Consider the following 15,641-nt stretch of genomic DNA (forward strand, 5'->3'; position numbering starts at 1 on the left):
TCCGTCCCGCCAGAATTTCCATGGTGGATTTAGGGGTTCACAAGGCCCCAACCCCTCCCACCCATCAGGAGACGCCGTCATGACCCGCGCCATCCGTATCGCGCCAAGCTTGTTGTCCGCGGATTTCGCCTTTCTCGGCCGCGATGCCCAAGCCATGGCCGACGGCGGAGCCGATATTTTGCACTTCGACGTCATGGACAACCACTATGTGCCCAACCTGACGGTGGGCCCGCTGGTCTGTGCCGCCCTGCGTCCGCATACCTCCTTGCCGATCGATGTCCACCTGATGACGCGGCCGGTCGATCCGCTGATCGATTCCTTCGCCGAGGCCGGGGCCGATATGATCACCTTCCACCCGGAAGCCAGCGATCACGTCCACCGCAGCGTTCAGATGATTCGCAAGCGCGGGCTGAAGGCCGGGGTGGCGCTTAATCCGGCCTCGCCGCTCAGCCTGCTCGACCACATCCTCGAAGACCTCGACTTGGTGCTGATCATGTCGGTCAACCCGGGGTTCGGCGGCCAGAGCTTCATTCCCTCGGCCCTGCCCAAGATCGCCGCCCTGCGCAAACGGATCGACGACGCCGGCTTGCCGGTGGCGATCGAAGTCGACGGCGGGGTCAATCCCGCCAATGCCCGGGCGCTCGGCGCCGCCGGGGCCGATATCCTGGTGGCCGGTTCGGCCATCTTCGGAGCGAGTGACCGGGCCAAGGCCATCGCCTCCATCCGGGGCGCCGCGGAAAGTGGATTAGGTCAGGAAGCCGCATAAATGTCCGTTCTGTCACAGGACCGTCCGCGCGAAAGGCCTCCCATGCTCGCCACCGATCGCACCACGCTTGCGCAGTTCCTTGTCGAGGAATGCCGGGGCCGCGCCGGCGATGATTCCGAGCTTCTTGGTTTGTTGCTCGACGTCGCCCAGGCCTGCAAGACCATCTCGAAGATGACGGCGATGGGCTCGCTCGCCGGGGTTCATGGCTATAACGGCGATGTCAATCCCCAGGGCGAGAATCAGGCGCGGCTCGACCTGATGTCCAATCAGGCCTTCGTCCGCGCCACCGAACGCACCGGCCATGCCGCCGGTCTGGCCAGCGAGGAGATGGAAGAGGTTCTGGGCTTCCCCGAGTCCTACGCCCGGGGCACCTTGCTGCTGGTCTTCGATCCCCTCGACGGATCGTCCAACATCGATATCAACGGCACCGTCGGCTCGATCTTTTCGATCCTGCCGATGCCCCGCCCCGGCGAAGCCCCGCAGACCGCCGACTTCCTGCAATCGGGCCGCCAGCAGGTGGCCGCCGGCTATGCCCTTTATGGCCCCTCGACCATGTTCGTGCTGACCATCGGCTCGGGCGTTCACGGCTTCACCCTCGATCCGCTGCTTGGCGATTTCATTCTGACCCACCCGTCGATGACGGTGATCCCCGAAAGCGGCGAATTCGCCATCAACAGCTCGAACAGCCGCTTCTGGGAACCGCCGATCCGCGCCTATGTCGATGAATTGCTGGCCGGGCGCTCGGGTCCGCGGTCCAAGGATTACAACATGCGCTGGATCGCCGCCCTGGTGGCCGATGTCCACCGCATCTTGCTGCGCGGCGGCATCTATCTGTATCCCCGCGACACCAAGACCCCCGATCTGGCCGGGCGCCTGCGCCTGCTCTATGAAGCCGCCCCGGTGGCCTTTTTGATGGAACAGGCTGGCGGCCGCTGCACCACCGGCACGCGGACCATGCTCGACCTCGTGCCCGGGTCCTTGCACGAACGCGTACCGCTGATCTTCGGGTCGGCCGTGGAAGTGGAGCGGGTCGAGACCCTTTACCGCGAGCCGCAACGCCGGGAATTCGCCACGCCGTTGTTCAATCAGCGCGGCTTGTTCCGCGACTAAAGCGGCGTACCGCCGACCGGGGACGTCGGCGCTTACACCATCGTCACCAAAAAAGCGGCAGAGCGGTCAGATCACCACCGCTCGACAGGGGGAAGCACGAGTATGTCGGTTAAGCATCCGATCATCGCCATCACCGGATCCTCGGGCGCGGGAACCACGTCGGTGACCCGCACTTTTGAGCAGATCTTCCGTCGCGAAGGGGTCAACGCGGCGGTCGTCGAAGGCGACAGTTTCCACCGCAATGATCGCAAGGCCATGAAGATCGCCATGGCCGAGGCGCAGAAGGCGGGCAACGCCAATTTCAGCCACTTCGGCCCGGAAGCCAATCTGTTCGAGGAGCTTGAAACGCTGTTTCGCACCTATGGCGAAACCGGCGGCGGCCGGCGACGGCTGTATCTGCACAACGACGAGGAGGCCGCCCCCTTCGCCCAGGAGCCCGGCACCTTCACGCCCTGGGAAGACCTGCCCGAAAGCGATCTGCTGTTCTACGAGGGCCTGCACGGCGCCGTGGTGACCGATACGGTCGATGTCGCCCAGCACGCCGACCTCAAGATCGGCGTCGTGCCGGTGATCAATGTCGAATGGATCCAGAAGCTCCATCGCGATCGCGCCGCCCGCGGCTATAGCACCGAGGCGGTGACCGACACCATTTTGCGGCGCATGCCCGATTACGTTCACTACATCTGTCCGCAGTTCACCCGCACCGATGTGAATTTCCAGCGCGTGCCCTTGGTCGACACCTCCAATCCCTTCGTCGCCCGCCATGTGCCCTCGGCCGATGAAAGCTTCGTCGTCATCCGCTTCCGCGACCCCAAGGGCATCGATTTTCCCTATCTGCTCAACATGCTCAACGACAGCTTCATGTCGCGCCCCAACACCATCGTCGTACCGGGCGGCAAGATGGAACTGTCGATGCAACTGATCTTCACCCCCTTCATCTGGCGGTTCATGGACAAGCGGGCCCGCGCCCTCGGGCGCTGACGCCCAAGTCCTGTCAAGAAAACCGCCCAACAAAACCACAAGGATCCCGGGAGAGTTTCCGATGACCGTCACCACCGCCGCCCCGCCGCCCCGCGCCGACCACGGTGATCCCCAGATCGCCGAACGGGCGGCCACCGCCATTCGCATGCTTGCCGCCGATGCCGTGGAAAAGGCCAAATCCGGCCATCCCGGCGCGCCGCTGGGCATGGCCGATATCGCGGTGGCGCTATGGGGCGTCAACGGTGGCGGCGTGGTCCATCACAATCCGGCCAATCCCTCCTGGCCCGACCGCGACCGGGTGGTGCTGTCGAACGGCCATGCCTCGATGCTGCTCTACGCCCTGCTCCATCTGACCGGCTATGACCTGAGCGCCGCCGATCTGGCCGCCTTCCGCCAGTTCGGCAGCCGCACCCCGGGCCATCCCGAGGTCGACCAGACCCCGGGGGTTGAAACCACCACCGGGCCGCTCGGCCAGGGGCTGGCCAATGGCGTCGGCTTCGCCTTGGCCGAGAAGATTTTGGCCGAGACCTTCAATCGTCCCGACCATGCCATCGTCGACCATCACACCTGGGTGCTGCTTGGCGATGGCTGCCTGATGGAAGGGATCAGCCACGAGGTCGCGTCCCTGGCCGGTCGCCTGGGCCTGGGCAAGCTGATCTGCCTTTATGACGACAACGGCATCTCGATCGATGGCGCGGTCGAGGGCTGGTTCAGCGACGATACTCCGGCGCGCTTCCGCGCCTATGGCTGGCAGGTGATCGAAGGCGTCGACGGCCACGAGATCTCGGCCGTGTCCCTCGCCCTGACCGAGGCCAAGGCCGACGCCCTGCGCCCCACCCTGATCTGCTGCCGCACGGTGATCGGCCAGGGCGCGCCGACCAAGGCCGGCGGCCACGATGTCCACGGCGCGCCGCTGGGCGCGGCCGAAATCGCCGCCATGCGCGAAAGCCTGAACTGGCCCTATGCGCCCTTCGAGGTGCCCGAGGATATCCGCGCCGCCTGTGACGCCCGCCCGGCCGGCGCGGCGCTGGAAGCGGCATGGCGCGCACGCTTCGCGGCTTACCAAAGCGCCTATCCCGAGCTTGCCGCCGAGTTCGAGCGGCGGCTGGCGAGCACCTTCCCCGCCGATTTCGCCCAGACCGAAGAGGCGCTGTTTGCCGATCTGATCGCCGCGGGAACCGTCGCCAGCCGCAAGGCCAGCCAGCTCGCCATCCGCCGGCTGGCCCCGGCCCTGCCCGAGCTGCTGGGCGCCTCGGCCGATCTCACCGGGTCGAACCTCACCGACTGGCCGGGGGCGGCGCGCATCAACGACGGTCCGGCCGGGCGCTATCTGTCGGCGGGCGTGCGCGAGTTCGGCATGGCCGCCGTTCTCAACGGCATGGCCTTGCATGGCGGCTTCATTCCCTTTGGCGGCACCTTCCTGGTGTTTTCCGATTATTCGCGCAACGCCATTCGTCTGGCCGCCCTGATGCGCCGGAGGGTCATCCATATTCTCACCCATGATTCCATCGGCCTGGGCGAGGATGGGCCGACCCATCAGCCGGTCGAACACGCCGCCTCGCTGCGCCTGATCCCCAATCTGGCCGTCTGGCGCCCCGGCGACGCCTTTGAAACCGCTGTCGCCTGGAGCGCCGCGCTTCGCCGCGCCGATGGCCCCTCGGCCCTGTTGCTCTCGCGCCAGAACCTGCCGGCCCAAAGCTTTGACGGCGACCGCCGGGCGGCGGCGTCGCGCGGCGGCTATACGCTGTCGGCCCGTCCCCAGCCGCGCGCCATCATCCTGGCCAGCGGCTCCGAGCTGGGCCTCGCCACCGCCGCCCAGGCGCTGCTCGATGGCGAAGGGATCGCGGTGAACGTGGTGTCGGTTCCCTGTCTCGAGCTGTTTTTGTCCCAGCCCAAGGACTGGATCGACGCGGTTCTGCCGCCCGACCTGCCCCGTCTGGCCGTCGAAGCCGCCCATCCCGATCCCTGGTGGAAGGTGGTCGGCCTTGAAGGCGCGGTCATCGGCATGGACCGCTTCGGCGAATCCGCCCCGGCGCCCGAGTTGTTCGCCCATTTCGGCTTCACCCCGGCGGCGGTCGCCGCCCGGCTGCGCGACTTGCTCGCGAAATAGCCGCCCCTTTCGGACCCAATCACTCGCGGTGGCGCTGCGGGTCATCCCCTCGACGCGCACCAAGACCCACCGCAACCTTACCCCCCCAGGCCTCTCGCCCAGGGGGGTTCTTTTTTTTTAAAAAAGGAGTCCCATCTAAAACGAAGCCTTCGGTTGAATAGATGGACAGAATAGTAACGCCCCTTCAATCGATCTCGAAGACCCGGTGCTAAGGAGAAAGCCGATGGATGAGACACCGCCGAGAAACGGCATGTGGTCCACCTCCGGCCGAAGCCAGGGATCTTTCATCTGGGACGGGCTTTCATGATCCCTTCGACGACAGATGACGCGAGGCCGGACCTCCCCTCGGATCAGGCGGAGCGCCATCCCGAGGGAGGGGCCGATTTCGAGGCGATTTTCAGGGCGCTTCCGGGCCCCCATCTGATTCTGGACGCGGACTTGAAGATCGCCGCCGTCAATGACGCCTACCTTCAGGCGACGCTGACCCGTCGCGGCGAGATCCTTGGCCGGGGCATATTCGAGGTCTTTCCCGACAACCCCAATGATCCGGTCAGCGAGGGCGTGCGCAATCTGCGGGCCTCGCTCCTGCGCGTCCTGTCAAGCCGGACCCAGGATGTGATGTCCATTCAGAAGTATGACGTGCGCAAGCCGGGCGGCGGGGCGGGCGACTTCGAGCTGCGCTATTGGAGTCCGATCAATACCCCCGTGCTTGGCGCCGATGGCGCGGTCGTCTACATCGTTCACTATGCCCAGGATCTAACCGAATACTATGCTTCCTCCGGGCAACAGGATTTCGCCGAGGGCGGGAAGGACGACATCGTCCGGCAGATGGAAGCGGAAATCTTTCAGCGCTCCAAAGAAGTCGCCAAATCAAACCTGAAATTGAAGGAAGCCAATTCAGAACTGGCGATCCTTTACGAAAAAACCCGCGAACTCGATGATATCAAAACCCAGTTCTTCGCCAACGTCAGCCACGAGCTGCGCACCCCGCTGACCTTGATCCTCGGGCCGGTCACCAGCCGTCAGGAGGACCCGACGCTCGCCCCGGCCGAAAAGCGGGTGCTTGATATGGTGGCGCGCAATGCCCGACTGCTGCTCCGCCACGTCAACGACCTGCTTGATATCGCTAAACTCGAAGCCGGGCAGATGCGGATGCAATATGTCCGCACCGATGTGACCCGGCTCTGCCGCTTCGCCCTGTCGCACTTCGACTCGTTGGCCGAGGAACGGGCCATCGCCTTCACCCTGGAGGCGCCCGCCGTCCTTTGGGCCGAGATCGATCCGGAAAAGTTCCGGCGGGTCCTGCTCAACCTTCTGTCCAACGCCTTCAAATTCACCCCCAACCAGGGGGAGATCACCGTGTCGCTGATCGATCGCGGCGATGATGTGATCTTGCGGGTGAGCGACAACGGGCCGGGGATTCCCGAAAGCATGTGGACCGCCGTGTTCGAGCGCTTCCGCCAAGTCGATGGCGGCAGCGACCGCCGCCATGGCGGAACCGGGCTTGGTCTGGCCATCGTCAGGGAATTCGTCGATCTCCACGGCGGCGAGGTGAGCATCGGGCAGGCCTCGGAAGGCGGGGCGGCGTTCACCGTCGTCCTGCCCAAAAAGGCCCCGCCCGACGTCGCGGTCTATCCCGAAATCGGCGACACCCTGGCCGAAGGCCCGGGGTTCTATCGTGACATCGATAAGGGGCTTGAGGGCGAGGACCGCCTGACGGACCTCGCCCCGTCTGCCGCCGCCAGCGGGCCCGCCAGCGGGCCCGCTGGCGGCGTCGGCATCAACGCCCCGCTCGTTCTTGTCGTGGAGGACAACCCCGACATGAACGCCTTTGTCAGCGAGATCGTCGCTGGACACTATCGGGTGATCTCGGCCTTCGACGGCCAGGAGGGGCTGGAGAAGGCCCACGAAACCCTGCCCGATCTGATCATCAGCGATGTCATGATGCCAAGGATGAGCGGCGAGACCATGGCCGACACCCTGCGTCAGGATGGTCTGACCAGCGATATTCCGATCATCATGCTCACCGCCAAAGCCGATGAGGCCATGCGCGCGCGCATGCTGCGCGGCGTGGTGCAGGACTATCTGTTCAAACCGTTTTCCCGCCTGGAACTGCTGGCCCGCGCCGATGGGCTGATCGCCGACCACCGCCGCAAGCAGATGGTATTGCGCGAGAGCGAAGCCCGCTTCCGCGCCACCTTCGAACAAGCCGCCGTCGGCATCGCCCATCTCGATCCCGATGGCCATTGGCTGCGGGTGAACCACAAGCTCTGCGATATCGTCGGCTATCCCCCCGACGAGTTGCTCACGCTCAGCTTCCAAGACATCACCCATCCCGATGACCTGCGGGCCGATCTTCGCCAGATGGAGGCCCTGCTCGCCGGCCAGATCGACACCTATACCATCGAAAAGCGCTACATCCGCAAAACGGGGGAAAGCCTGTGGATCAACCTGACCGTCTCCCTGGTGCGCGACATCCATAACGCCCCGGCCTATTTCATCTCGGTGGTCGAAAACATCCAAAGCCGCAAGGAGGCCGAACTTCAGTTGCTGCTGGCCTCGGCGGTGTTTTCCAACAGCATGGAGGGGATCTTCGTCACCGACCTCAAAGGTTCGATCCTGGCGGTCAATCCGGCCTTCAGCCAGATCACCCTCTATGAAGCCGCCGAGGTTCTGGGGCGCAACGCCCGCATCTTGCAATCGGGTCGCCAAAACCGCGAGTTCTATGTCGCCTTGTGGCAAGACGTCCTGACCATCGGATCCTGGCGCGGGGAAATCTGGAACCGCCGCCGCGATGGCGAGGTTTTCCCCGAATGGCTCAGCATCAGCTCGGTGCGCAACCATCAGGGCGAAGTCACCAATTACATCGGCATTTTCTCCGATCTGTCGCGGATCAAGCATTCCGAAGCCAAATTCCACCACCTCGCCCACCACGATCCGCTAACCGGCCTGCCTAACCGCCTGCTGTTGCGCAGCCGCCTCGATCACGCGATCGAACGGGCGCGGCGCACCGGCGGGCGGTGCGCCGTGTTGTTTCTCGACCTTGACCGCTTCAAGATGATCAACGACAGCCTGGGTCACCGGGCAGGTGATACCTTGCTGCGCACCCTGGGGGCGCGCCTGACCGCCTGCCTGGGCGATACCGGCACCCTCGCCCGCCTGGGCGGCGATGAATTCGTCGCGGTGATTGAAGACATCGATGGCATCCCGGCCGTCGGCACGATCGCCCTCACCATGCTCGAGCGCCTGCGCGAACCCTGCCGGTTGAGCGAAGGCCCCGAGGTTTGCATCGGCGGCAGCGTTGGCATCAGCCTATTCCCCGAAGACGGCGACAACCCCGATACCTTGCTCCAACATGCCGATACCGCGCTGGGCCAGGTCAAAGGCGCCGGAGGGGGGGCTTATGGATTTTACACCCGGACCTTGACCGAACGGATCTCCGCCCGCCTTGGCCTGGAGGCCGGATTGCGCCACGCCTTGGAACAGGGGGATTTTCTCCTCCACTACCAACCCTTGATCGCGCTGGGGACCGGCGAGGTCGAAGGGGTGGAGGCGCTGGTCCGCTGGGCGGGCGGCGACGGCCTGCTTATTCCCCCCGACCGCTTTATTCCCCTGGCCGAAGACACCGGGTTGATCGTTCCCTTGGGCGAATGGGTGCTCGGGGAAGCCTGCCGAACCATGCAGCGCTGGCGCAGCCAGGGCATGCCCCTGACGGTGCTGGCCGTCAATCTGTCACCCCGCCAGTTCCGCGACCACGCCATTCCCGCCCTGGTCCGCCGGGTCCTTGAACAAACCGGCTTGCCGGCCAGCGTCCTTGAGCTGGAAATCACCGAAAGCGCCATCATGGAACAAGGTGCCGCCGCCGAGGCCCAGATGACCGGGCTTAAGCACTTGGGCGTGCGGCTGGCGATCGATGATTTCGGCACCGGCTATTCGTCGCTGGCCAACCTCCGCCGCTTCCCCATCGATAAGATCAAGATCGACCAAAGCTTCGTGCGCGATATCCCGCGCGATGCCGCCGCCGAAGAGATCACCGCGACGATCATCGCCATGGGGCGCACGCTCAAGCTCCATGTCCTGGCCGAAGGGGTGGAAACCACCGATCAGCTTGATTTCCTGTCGCGCAAGCAATGCGACAGCGCCCAGGGCTATCTGTTCAGCCGGCCGATCACCGCCGCCGCCCTGGAAAAGTGGCTCGCCCTACGCTGAGCCCGGATTGCCCGGCTTGCCCGGGGGCCACGAAGGGACTAAACGGAAAAGCGCGGGGAAAACAGCCCCGTCCCGCCCCCTCTCCCCCGGAGACACCAGCCTTGACCACCCTGACCATCCGCCCGGCGCGGCCCGATGACGACGCCTTGGCCATTCAAGCGATCTATGCGCCCTATGTCCTGACCAGCACGGCGACCTTTGAAAACGTCCCCCCCAGTGTCGATGACATGGCCGGCCGCCTGCGCACCCTGGTCGAGGGTGGCTATCCGGTGCTGGTGGCCGAGGAAAGCGGCGAAGGCGCTCCGCCCAGGATCGTCGGCTATGCCTATGCCGGCCCCTATCACAAGCGCCCGGCCTATCGCGCGACGCTGGAGAATTCGATCTATGTCGATAGCCAGTGCCGGCGGGGCGGCGTCGGCGCGGCGTTGATGACCCGGCTGCTGGCCGAGGCCGCCGAGCGCGGCTTCCGTCAGGTGATCGCCGTCATCGGCGATGCCGACAATACTGCCTCGCGCCAGTTTCACCTGCGCCAGGGCTTCCGCGAGGCCGGGATGATCGCCGCCGTCGGCTGGAAATTCGGGCGCTGGCTTGATGTGTTCTATTACCAGATCACCCTGGGCGCCGGATCCGACCAGCCGCCGGCCGACGAAGGCCCGGCCTCGCCCTCGGGTCCGCCGACCTTCCGCTGAGAAAGAGAAAACCCGTTTTCAGGAGCAGGGGGCGACGTCGTCAACCACCAGGACGACGGTCTCCCGCCCCTGGAAGCTATCGAGGCGCAGGGTTCCCGCCACATGCAGCGAGGCGCCATGGGCGGTGAGCAGGGCGTGGCCGATTTCGGAATCGGCGGCCTTGAAAGCCATCGCCTTCAACGAGCCCCCCGAGGGACCGTTGAGGAAACAGCGGACATGGCCCATGCCGACGACATCGACCTTGCCGACGCGGGCATTGGCGACGGCGAAGCGCGGTTCGGGATTGCCCGAGCCATAGGGGCCGGCCTGCGACAGGGCGCGCACCAATTGGGCATTGGCGCCGCGCACATCGAGAACCCCATCGAGATCGAGCGAGGCGACCAGGGCGAGCGCCGCCACCTGATCCTTCAGCCGCTCGCCCAGGAACTGGCGAAACTCCTCCAGGCGATCGGTGCGCAAGCTGAAACCGGCGGCCATGGCGTGCCCGCCCCCGGCCTCAAGCACGCCGGCCTCGCGGGCGGCGATCACCACCCGGCCAAGATCGACGCCGCCGACCGAGCGGCCCGACCCCTTGGCCAGTCCGCCATCCAGGGCGACGGCGCAGGCCGGCAAGCCATAGCGTTCCTTGAGCCGGCTGGCGACGATGCCGACGACGCCGGGATGCCAATCGGTGCCGCTGGCGAAAACCAGCGGCAGATCATTGGCAGGGGCGGCTTCCACCTGTTCGATCGCCTGATGCAGGACCGCCGCCTCGATTTCCTTGCGCGCGCCATTGAAGGCGTCAAGCTGGCGGGCGAAATCCAGGCATTCCAGCGGATCCTCGCTCGACAACAGGGCCGCGCCCATGCCGGCCTGCCCCACCCGGCCGCCGGCATTGACCCGCGGCCCCAGCATGAATCCCAGATGAAAGGCGTCGACCCGGTCGCGCACGCCCGACACCTCGGCCAGGGCGGCGATGCCGGGATTGGTGCGCTTGGCGATCACCTTCAGCCCCTGTTGGACCAGGGCGCGATTGACGCCGATCAGCGGCACCATGTCGCAAACCGTGCCAAGCGCCACCAGATCGAGCAAGGCCATCAGATCGGGCGGCGGCCGCTGCTCGGCGGCGAACCAGCCGCTGTCGCGCAGATCGCGGTTGATCGCCACCGCCATCAGGAAGGCCACGCCAACGGCGGCGAGGTGGGTATGGGGGCTGGCCTCATCAAGGCGCTTGGGATTGACCACGGCGACGGCGGCGGGCAGTTCGGTGCGCGCCTCGTGGTGGTCGCAAACAACGACATCAAGCCCCGCCGCCTTGGCCGCGCGCAGGGCGTCAAAGGCGCTGATGCCGCAATCGACCGTAAGAACCACCCGCGCCCCCTTGGCGGCCAAGGCCTCCAGGGCCGGAGCATTGGGGCCATAGCCCTCAAGCACCCGGTCGGGAATATGGATCAGCACCCGGGCGCCCAGGCTGCGGAAGAAGCGGTGCATCAGGGCCGTCGAGGTCGCCCCGTCGACGTCGTAATCGCCGAAGATGGCGATCGTCTCCTTGTCGCGCACCGCCTTGCTCAGGCGGGCCACCGCCTTGTCCATATCCAGCAGATGGCCGGGATCGGGCAGCAGGGCGCGCAACGTCGGCGTGAGAAAACCGTCGGCCTCCTCGACCTGGACGCCGCGACCGGTCAGAACCCGACCAACAACCTCGGGAACCCCCAGGCGCTGGCTGATCGCCAAGGCCTGTCGCTCATCGCCCGGGCGCAAGACCCATCGCCGGCCGCCGCGCGAACGCTCGACCCCGAGAAATGCGGCATCGCGGGTCGGAAGGGCGGGCGGGGCCGCCGGAGTCAGAATATCGGTCATGGGCCGACACTACCCCGGCGGCGATCCCCCGGCAAGCGGACTGACCCGTCCCCGGGTGAGAACGGCGCGGGGGAAACCTAGTCCCCGCCCGCCGCCCTGACAGACTGATCGGGACGCGAATCGCCGTCGCGGTCCGGTCCGGACCGCTCGGGAATTGCCTTACCGATCGGCGCTCAGCTTCGACAAATCGTGGCGGGTGTCGATAAAACGCAGCGTTCCGGTGCGCGATCGCATCACCAGGGTCGAGGAACGGGCACTGCCGGCGTGGAGCCGCACGCCGCGCAGCAAGGCGCCGTCGGTCACCCCGGTGGCGGCGAACATCGTCTCGCCCGGCACCATATCGGCCATGGTCAGGATGCGGTCGGGATCGGTGATGCCGGCCGCCCGCACGGCGGCCTTCTCGGAGTCGCCGCGCACCATCAACCGGCCCTGAAGAACCCCGCCCAAACACCGCAAACCGGCGGCGGCCAACACGCCCTCGGCCGCCCCGCCCGATCCCATATACATATCAACCCCGGTTTCGGGCAGGCCGACGGCCACCGCGCCCGAGACGTCGCCATCGGAGATCAGGGTGATCCGCGCCCCGGTCGAGCGCACCCGGTCGACCAGGGCCTCGTTACGCGGGCGGTCAAGCACGCAGATCAGCAGCGCCTCGGCCGGGACGCCGCGCACCTTGGCCAGGGCGCGAATGTTCTCGGCCGGATCGGCATCCAGGCTGAGGCAGCCCTCGGGCACCCCCGGACCAACGGCGATCTTTTCCATATAGACCGGCGGCACCGCCAGCAATTCGCCCTTGCGGGCCAAAGCCATGCAGGCCGTGGCGTTGGGCGCCCCCATGGCGCAGATCGTCGCCCCCTCCAATGGGGTAACGCCGACATCGATCAACAGCCCGGTGCCGTTGCCCACGCCTTCGCCCAGGCGGAACAAACCGTCGTCGGGATCGGCCAGGGCGCCCAGCGTGATCGTCCCGGCCATCGGCACGGTGGTCAGCGCCTCGCGCATCGCCGCCGTCGCCGCCAGATCCGCCGCCCGCTCGTCGCCCCGCCCCATGTAACGGGCGGCGGCGATGGCAGCCGCCTCGGTCACTCGCGCCACATCAAGGGCCAGATTGCGATCAAGGGCGGCGGACAAAACGGGATCGGCGGAAAATGACGCGACACTGGACAAGGGCCTTACTCCTGACAAAGGGACGCCCGGGCGGGCCGTCAGAGCCACGCCGGGCTGGCCGTTCCTAAAAGTGAAGCAAATCGTCGTTGCGATCGGCGTCAGATCGCTCGGGGATTTGCCCTAAAGCAAACCACGCTCCATGAGGCCCATGTCACGCGGAGATTTTGTTCTCGTTTCACCAGATCAGAGCGGCGAAGAGACGGAAAATCGCTGTTTCCGTCTCCGCTCGCCGCTCTAGAACTGTTCGATGCGGATGACGCGGGGCGGCTCGACCATGGCGTCGATCGCCCCGATGCGGGCCAGGGCCCGGGTCATCGCCGCCTCGCCGGTGTCATGAAGGGTCATGACCACCGGCACCGTCTCGCCGGGATCGCGGGCGCGTTGAAGAACGGATTCCATGGAGACCTGTTCATCGCGCAACGCCGCCGCCACCTCGGCGAAAACCCCCGGCCGGTCAACGACCATCAGTCGGACGTAATAGCGCCCGACATGATCCTCGGGCTCGGCGCGCGGCAGAACGCTCAGCGCCGAGCTGGGCACGCCAAAGACCGGAACCTTATGGCCGCGCGCCAGATCGATCAGATCGGCGACCACGGCCGAAGCCGTCGGACCGGCCCCGGCGCCGCGCCCCTGGAACACGCTGCGGCCCACGAAGTCGCCCTCGGTGACCACGGCGTTATTGACGCCCTCGACATGGGCGAGCGGCGCGTCAAGGGGCACCATCACCGGCGCCACCCGCTGTTCCACGCCCTCGGCGGTGCGCCGGGCCATCGCCAGCAATTTGATGCGATAGCCCAGTTCATCGGCGAAGCGGATATCGAGCGACGAGATATGGCGGATGCCCTGAATGCTCACCCCACCCAGATCGACCGGAACATGGAAGGCGAGACTGGCGAGAAGGGCCAGCTTATGGGCGGCGTCGATGCCGTCGATATCAAAGCCGGGATCGGCCTCGGCATAGCCCAAAGCCTGGGCCTCGGCTAGCACGTCGGCGAAATCCCGCCCGCTTTCGCGCATGGTCGTCAGGATATAATTGCAGGTACCGTTGAGGATGCCGTGAAGGGCGTCGATCCGGTTGGCGGCCAAGCCTTCGCGCAGGGCCTTGATGATCGGAATGCCGCCGGCCACGGCGGCTTCGAACCACAGCCCCGCCCCCGTCGCCTCGGCGCGGGCGGCCAGGGCCAGCCCATGGTGGGCGAGCAACGCCTTGTTGGCGGTCACCACCGGCCGGCCAAGATCAAGGGCGGTCTCGCAGACGGCCTTGGCCGGGCCGTCCGATCCGCCGATCAGTTCGACCACCACATCGGCCTTGGCCTCGCGGACCAGGGCGACGGGATCATCGAACCACGCATAGGACGACAGATCGACCCCGCGATCGCGCGTGCGCGAGCGGGCCGAAACGGCGCTGACCACCACCGGCCGGCCGGCGCGGGCGGCCAGCAGGTCCTTGTGGTCGGCCAGCAGCTTCACCACCCCGGCGCCGACCGTTCCCAGGCCGGCGACGGCGACTTTCAAAGGATCATTCATACCGCTTCGTCCGCCTTCTGTTTGTCCTCGCCCTTGGCGCCCAGGCCGGTTTCGCCCCCCTGGCCACCGCCCAGGAAGGCCTTGATATTGCGCACCGCCTGACGGATGCGGTGCTTGTTCTCGACCAGGGCGATTCGCACATGGCTATCGCCGTATTCGCCAAAGCCGACGCCGGGACTGACCGCCACCTTGGCCTCGCGCATCAGCAGCTTGGAGAATTCCAGCGATCCCAGATGCTCAAAGCCCTTGGGCAGCGGCGCCCAGGCGAACATGCTGGCCGGCGGCGAGGGAATATCCCACCCGGCCTGGGCCAGCCCGTCGATCAGCACGTCGCGGCGCTCGCGGTACAGCGTGCGGATATCCTCGACGCAGTCTTGCGGTCCGTTCAAAGCCGCCGTCGCCGCCACCTGGACGGGGGTGAAGGCGCCATAGTCGAGATAGGATTTGATGCGGGTGAGCGCGCCGATCAGATGGCGGTTGCCGGCGGCGAAGCCGATCCGCCAGCCCGGCATGTTGTAGGTTTTGGACAGCGAGGTGAATTCGATCGCCACCTCCTTGGCCCCGGGGATCTGCAGCACCGAGGGCGGCGGCTTGTGATCGAAATAGATCTCGGAATAGGCGATGTCCGACAGGATCCAGATACCATGGTGACGGCAGAAATCAACGACCTGTCCATAGAAATCAAGATCGGCGACATAGGCGGTGGGATTGGACGGGAAGTTGATCAGCACAGCCACCGGCTTGGGCACCGAATGGCGCACCCCGCGCTCCATCGCCTCAAGGAATTCGGGACCGGGCTTGGCCGGAATATGGCGCACCGCGCCGCCGGCGATGATGAAGCCGAAGGCGTGGATCGGATAGCTGGGATTGGGGGCGAGCACGATATCGCCGGGGCTGGTGATCGCCTGGGCGAGGTTGGCCAGACCTTCCTTCGAGCCCAGGGTGACGATCGCCTCGGTTTCGGGATCAAGCTCGACATTGAAGCGCCGGGCATAATAGCCGGCCAGCGCCTTGCGCAACCCGGGGATGCCGCGCGACATCGAATAGCCGTGCGCCCGGGGGTTGGTCGCCGCCTCGCAAAGCTTGTCAACGATATGCTGGGGCGTGGGCTGGTCCGGATTGCCCATGCCGAGGTCGATGATATCGTCACCGGCGGCCCGTGCCCGGGCCTTCATCGCGTTCACTTCGGCGAAGACATAGGGCGGCAGGCGCTTGATCCGGTAGAAATCATGGTCCATGGCTG

The 15,641-nt window shown here is 66.1% G+C and carries 10 protein-coding genes; 6 read left to right on the forward strand and 4 right to left on the reverse strand.

From position 1 onward, the window contains the following. The first annotated feature begins 79 nt into the window (after positions 1-79). The 6 genes from rpe to RRU_RS12465 all read left to right on the forward strand — a co-directional run bounded on the left by rpe (position 80) and on the right by RRU_RS12465 (position 9,865). Positions 80-766 (forward strand): ribulose-phosphate 3-epimerase, encoded by a 687-nt coding sequence (gene rpe, locus RRU_RS12440; RefSeq protein ID WP_011390155.1) that lies wholly within the window; start codon positions 80-82, stop codon positions 764-766. Next, complete coding sequence (locus RRU_RS12445) at positions 767-1,876, forward strand: class 1 fructose-bisphosphatase (protein ID WP_011390156.1); 1,110 nt, start codon at positions 767-769, stop codon at positions 1,874-1,876. 102 nt (positions 1,877-1,978) lie between these two features. Next, positions 1,979-2,857 carry a phosphoribulokinase gene (locus RRU_RS12450; protein WP_011390157.1) on the forward strand — a complete coding sequence of 293 codons (879 nt, stop codon included), beginning with the start codon at positions 1,979-1,981 and terminating at the stop codon, positions 2,855-2,857. Positions 2,858-2,918: 61 nt separating this feature from the next. Continuing rightward, positions 2,919-4,967, forward strand: a complete 2,049-nt coding sequence (gene tkt / locus RRU_RS12455; protein WP_011390158.1) for a transketolase — start codon at positions 2,919-2,921, stop codon at positions 4,965-4,967. A 303-nt stretch (positions 4,968-5,270) separates the two neighbouring features. Beyond that, positions 5,271-9,176 (forward strand): EAL domain-containing protein, encoded by a 3,906-nt coding sequence (locus RRU_RS12460; protein WP_011390159.1) that lies wholly within the window; start codon positions 5,271-5,273, stop codon positions 9,174-9,176. A gap of 101 nt (positions 9,177-9,277) precedes the next feature. Further along, a complete protein-coding gene (locus RRU_RS12465; RefSeq protein ID WP_011390160.1) occupies positions 9,278-9,865 on the forward strand; it encodes a GNAT family N-acetyltransferase in 588 nt (195 codons plus the stop codon). A gap of 18 nt (positions 9,866-9,883) precedes the next feature. On the opposite strand, the gene recJ is transcribed toward RRU_RS12465, so the two are convergent. The 4 genes from recJ to RRU_RS12485 all read right to left on the reverse strand — a co-directional run bounded on the left by recJ (position 9,884) and on the right by RRU_RS12485 (position 15,636). Beyond that, positions 9,884-11,704, reverse strand: a complete 1,821-nt coding sequence (gene recJ / locus RRU_RS12470; RefSeq protein ID WP_011390161.1) for a single-stranded-DNA-specific exonuclease RecJ — start codon at positions 11,702-11,704, stop codon at positions 9,884-9,886. 159 nt (positions 11,705-11,863) lie between these two features. Continuing rightward, the gene (gene glpX, locus RRU_RS12475) at positions 11,864-12,871 is read right to left on the reverse strand and encodes a class II fructose-bisphosphatase (protein WP_011390162.1); all 1,008 of its coding nucleotides are present in this window, start codon (positions 12,869-12,871) and stop codon (positions 11,864-11,866) included. 234 nt (positions 12,872-13,105) lie between these two features. Next, positions 13,106-14,398, reverse strand: a complete 1,293-nt coding sequence (locus RRU_RS12480) for a homoserine dehydrogenase (RefSeq protein ID WP_011390163.1) — start codon at positions 14,396-14,398, stop codon at positions 13,106-13,108. Continuing rightward, complete coding sequence (locus RRU_RS12485; protein WP_011390164.1) at positions 14,395-15,636, reverse strand: LL-diaminopimelate aminotransferase; 1,242 nt, start codon at positions 15,634-15,636, stop codon at positions 14,395-14,397. Before RRU_RS12485 ends, RRU_RS12480 begins: the two co-directional genes overlap by 4 nt. Between the last annotated feature and the right edge of the window lie 5 nt (positions 15,637-15,641).

Source organism: Rhodospirillum rubrum ATCC 11170, from assembly GCF_000013085.1.
Lineage (GTDB): Bacteria > Pseudomonadota > Alphaproteobacteria > Rhodospirillales > Rhodospirillaceae > Rhodospirillum > Rhodospirillum rubrum.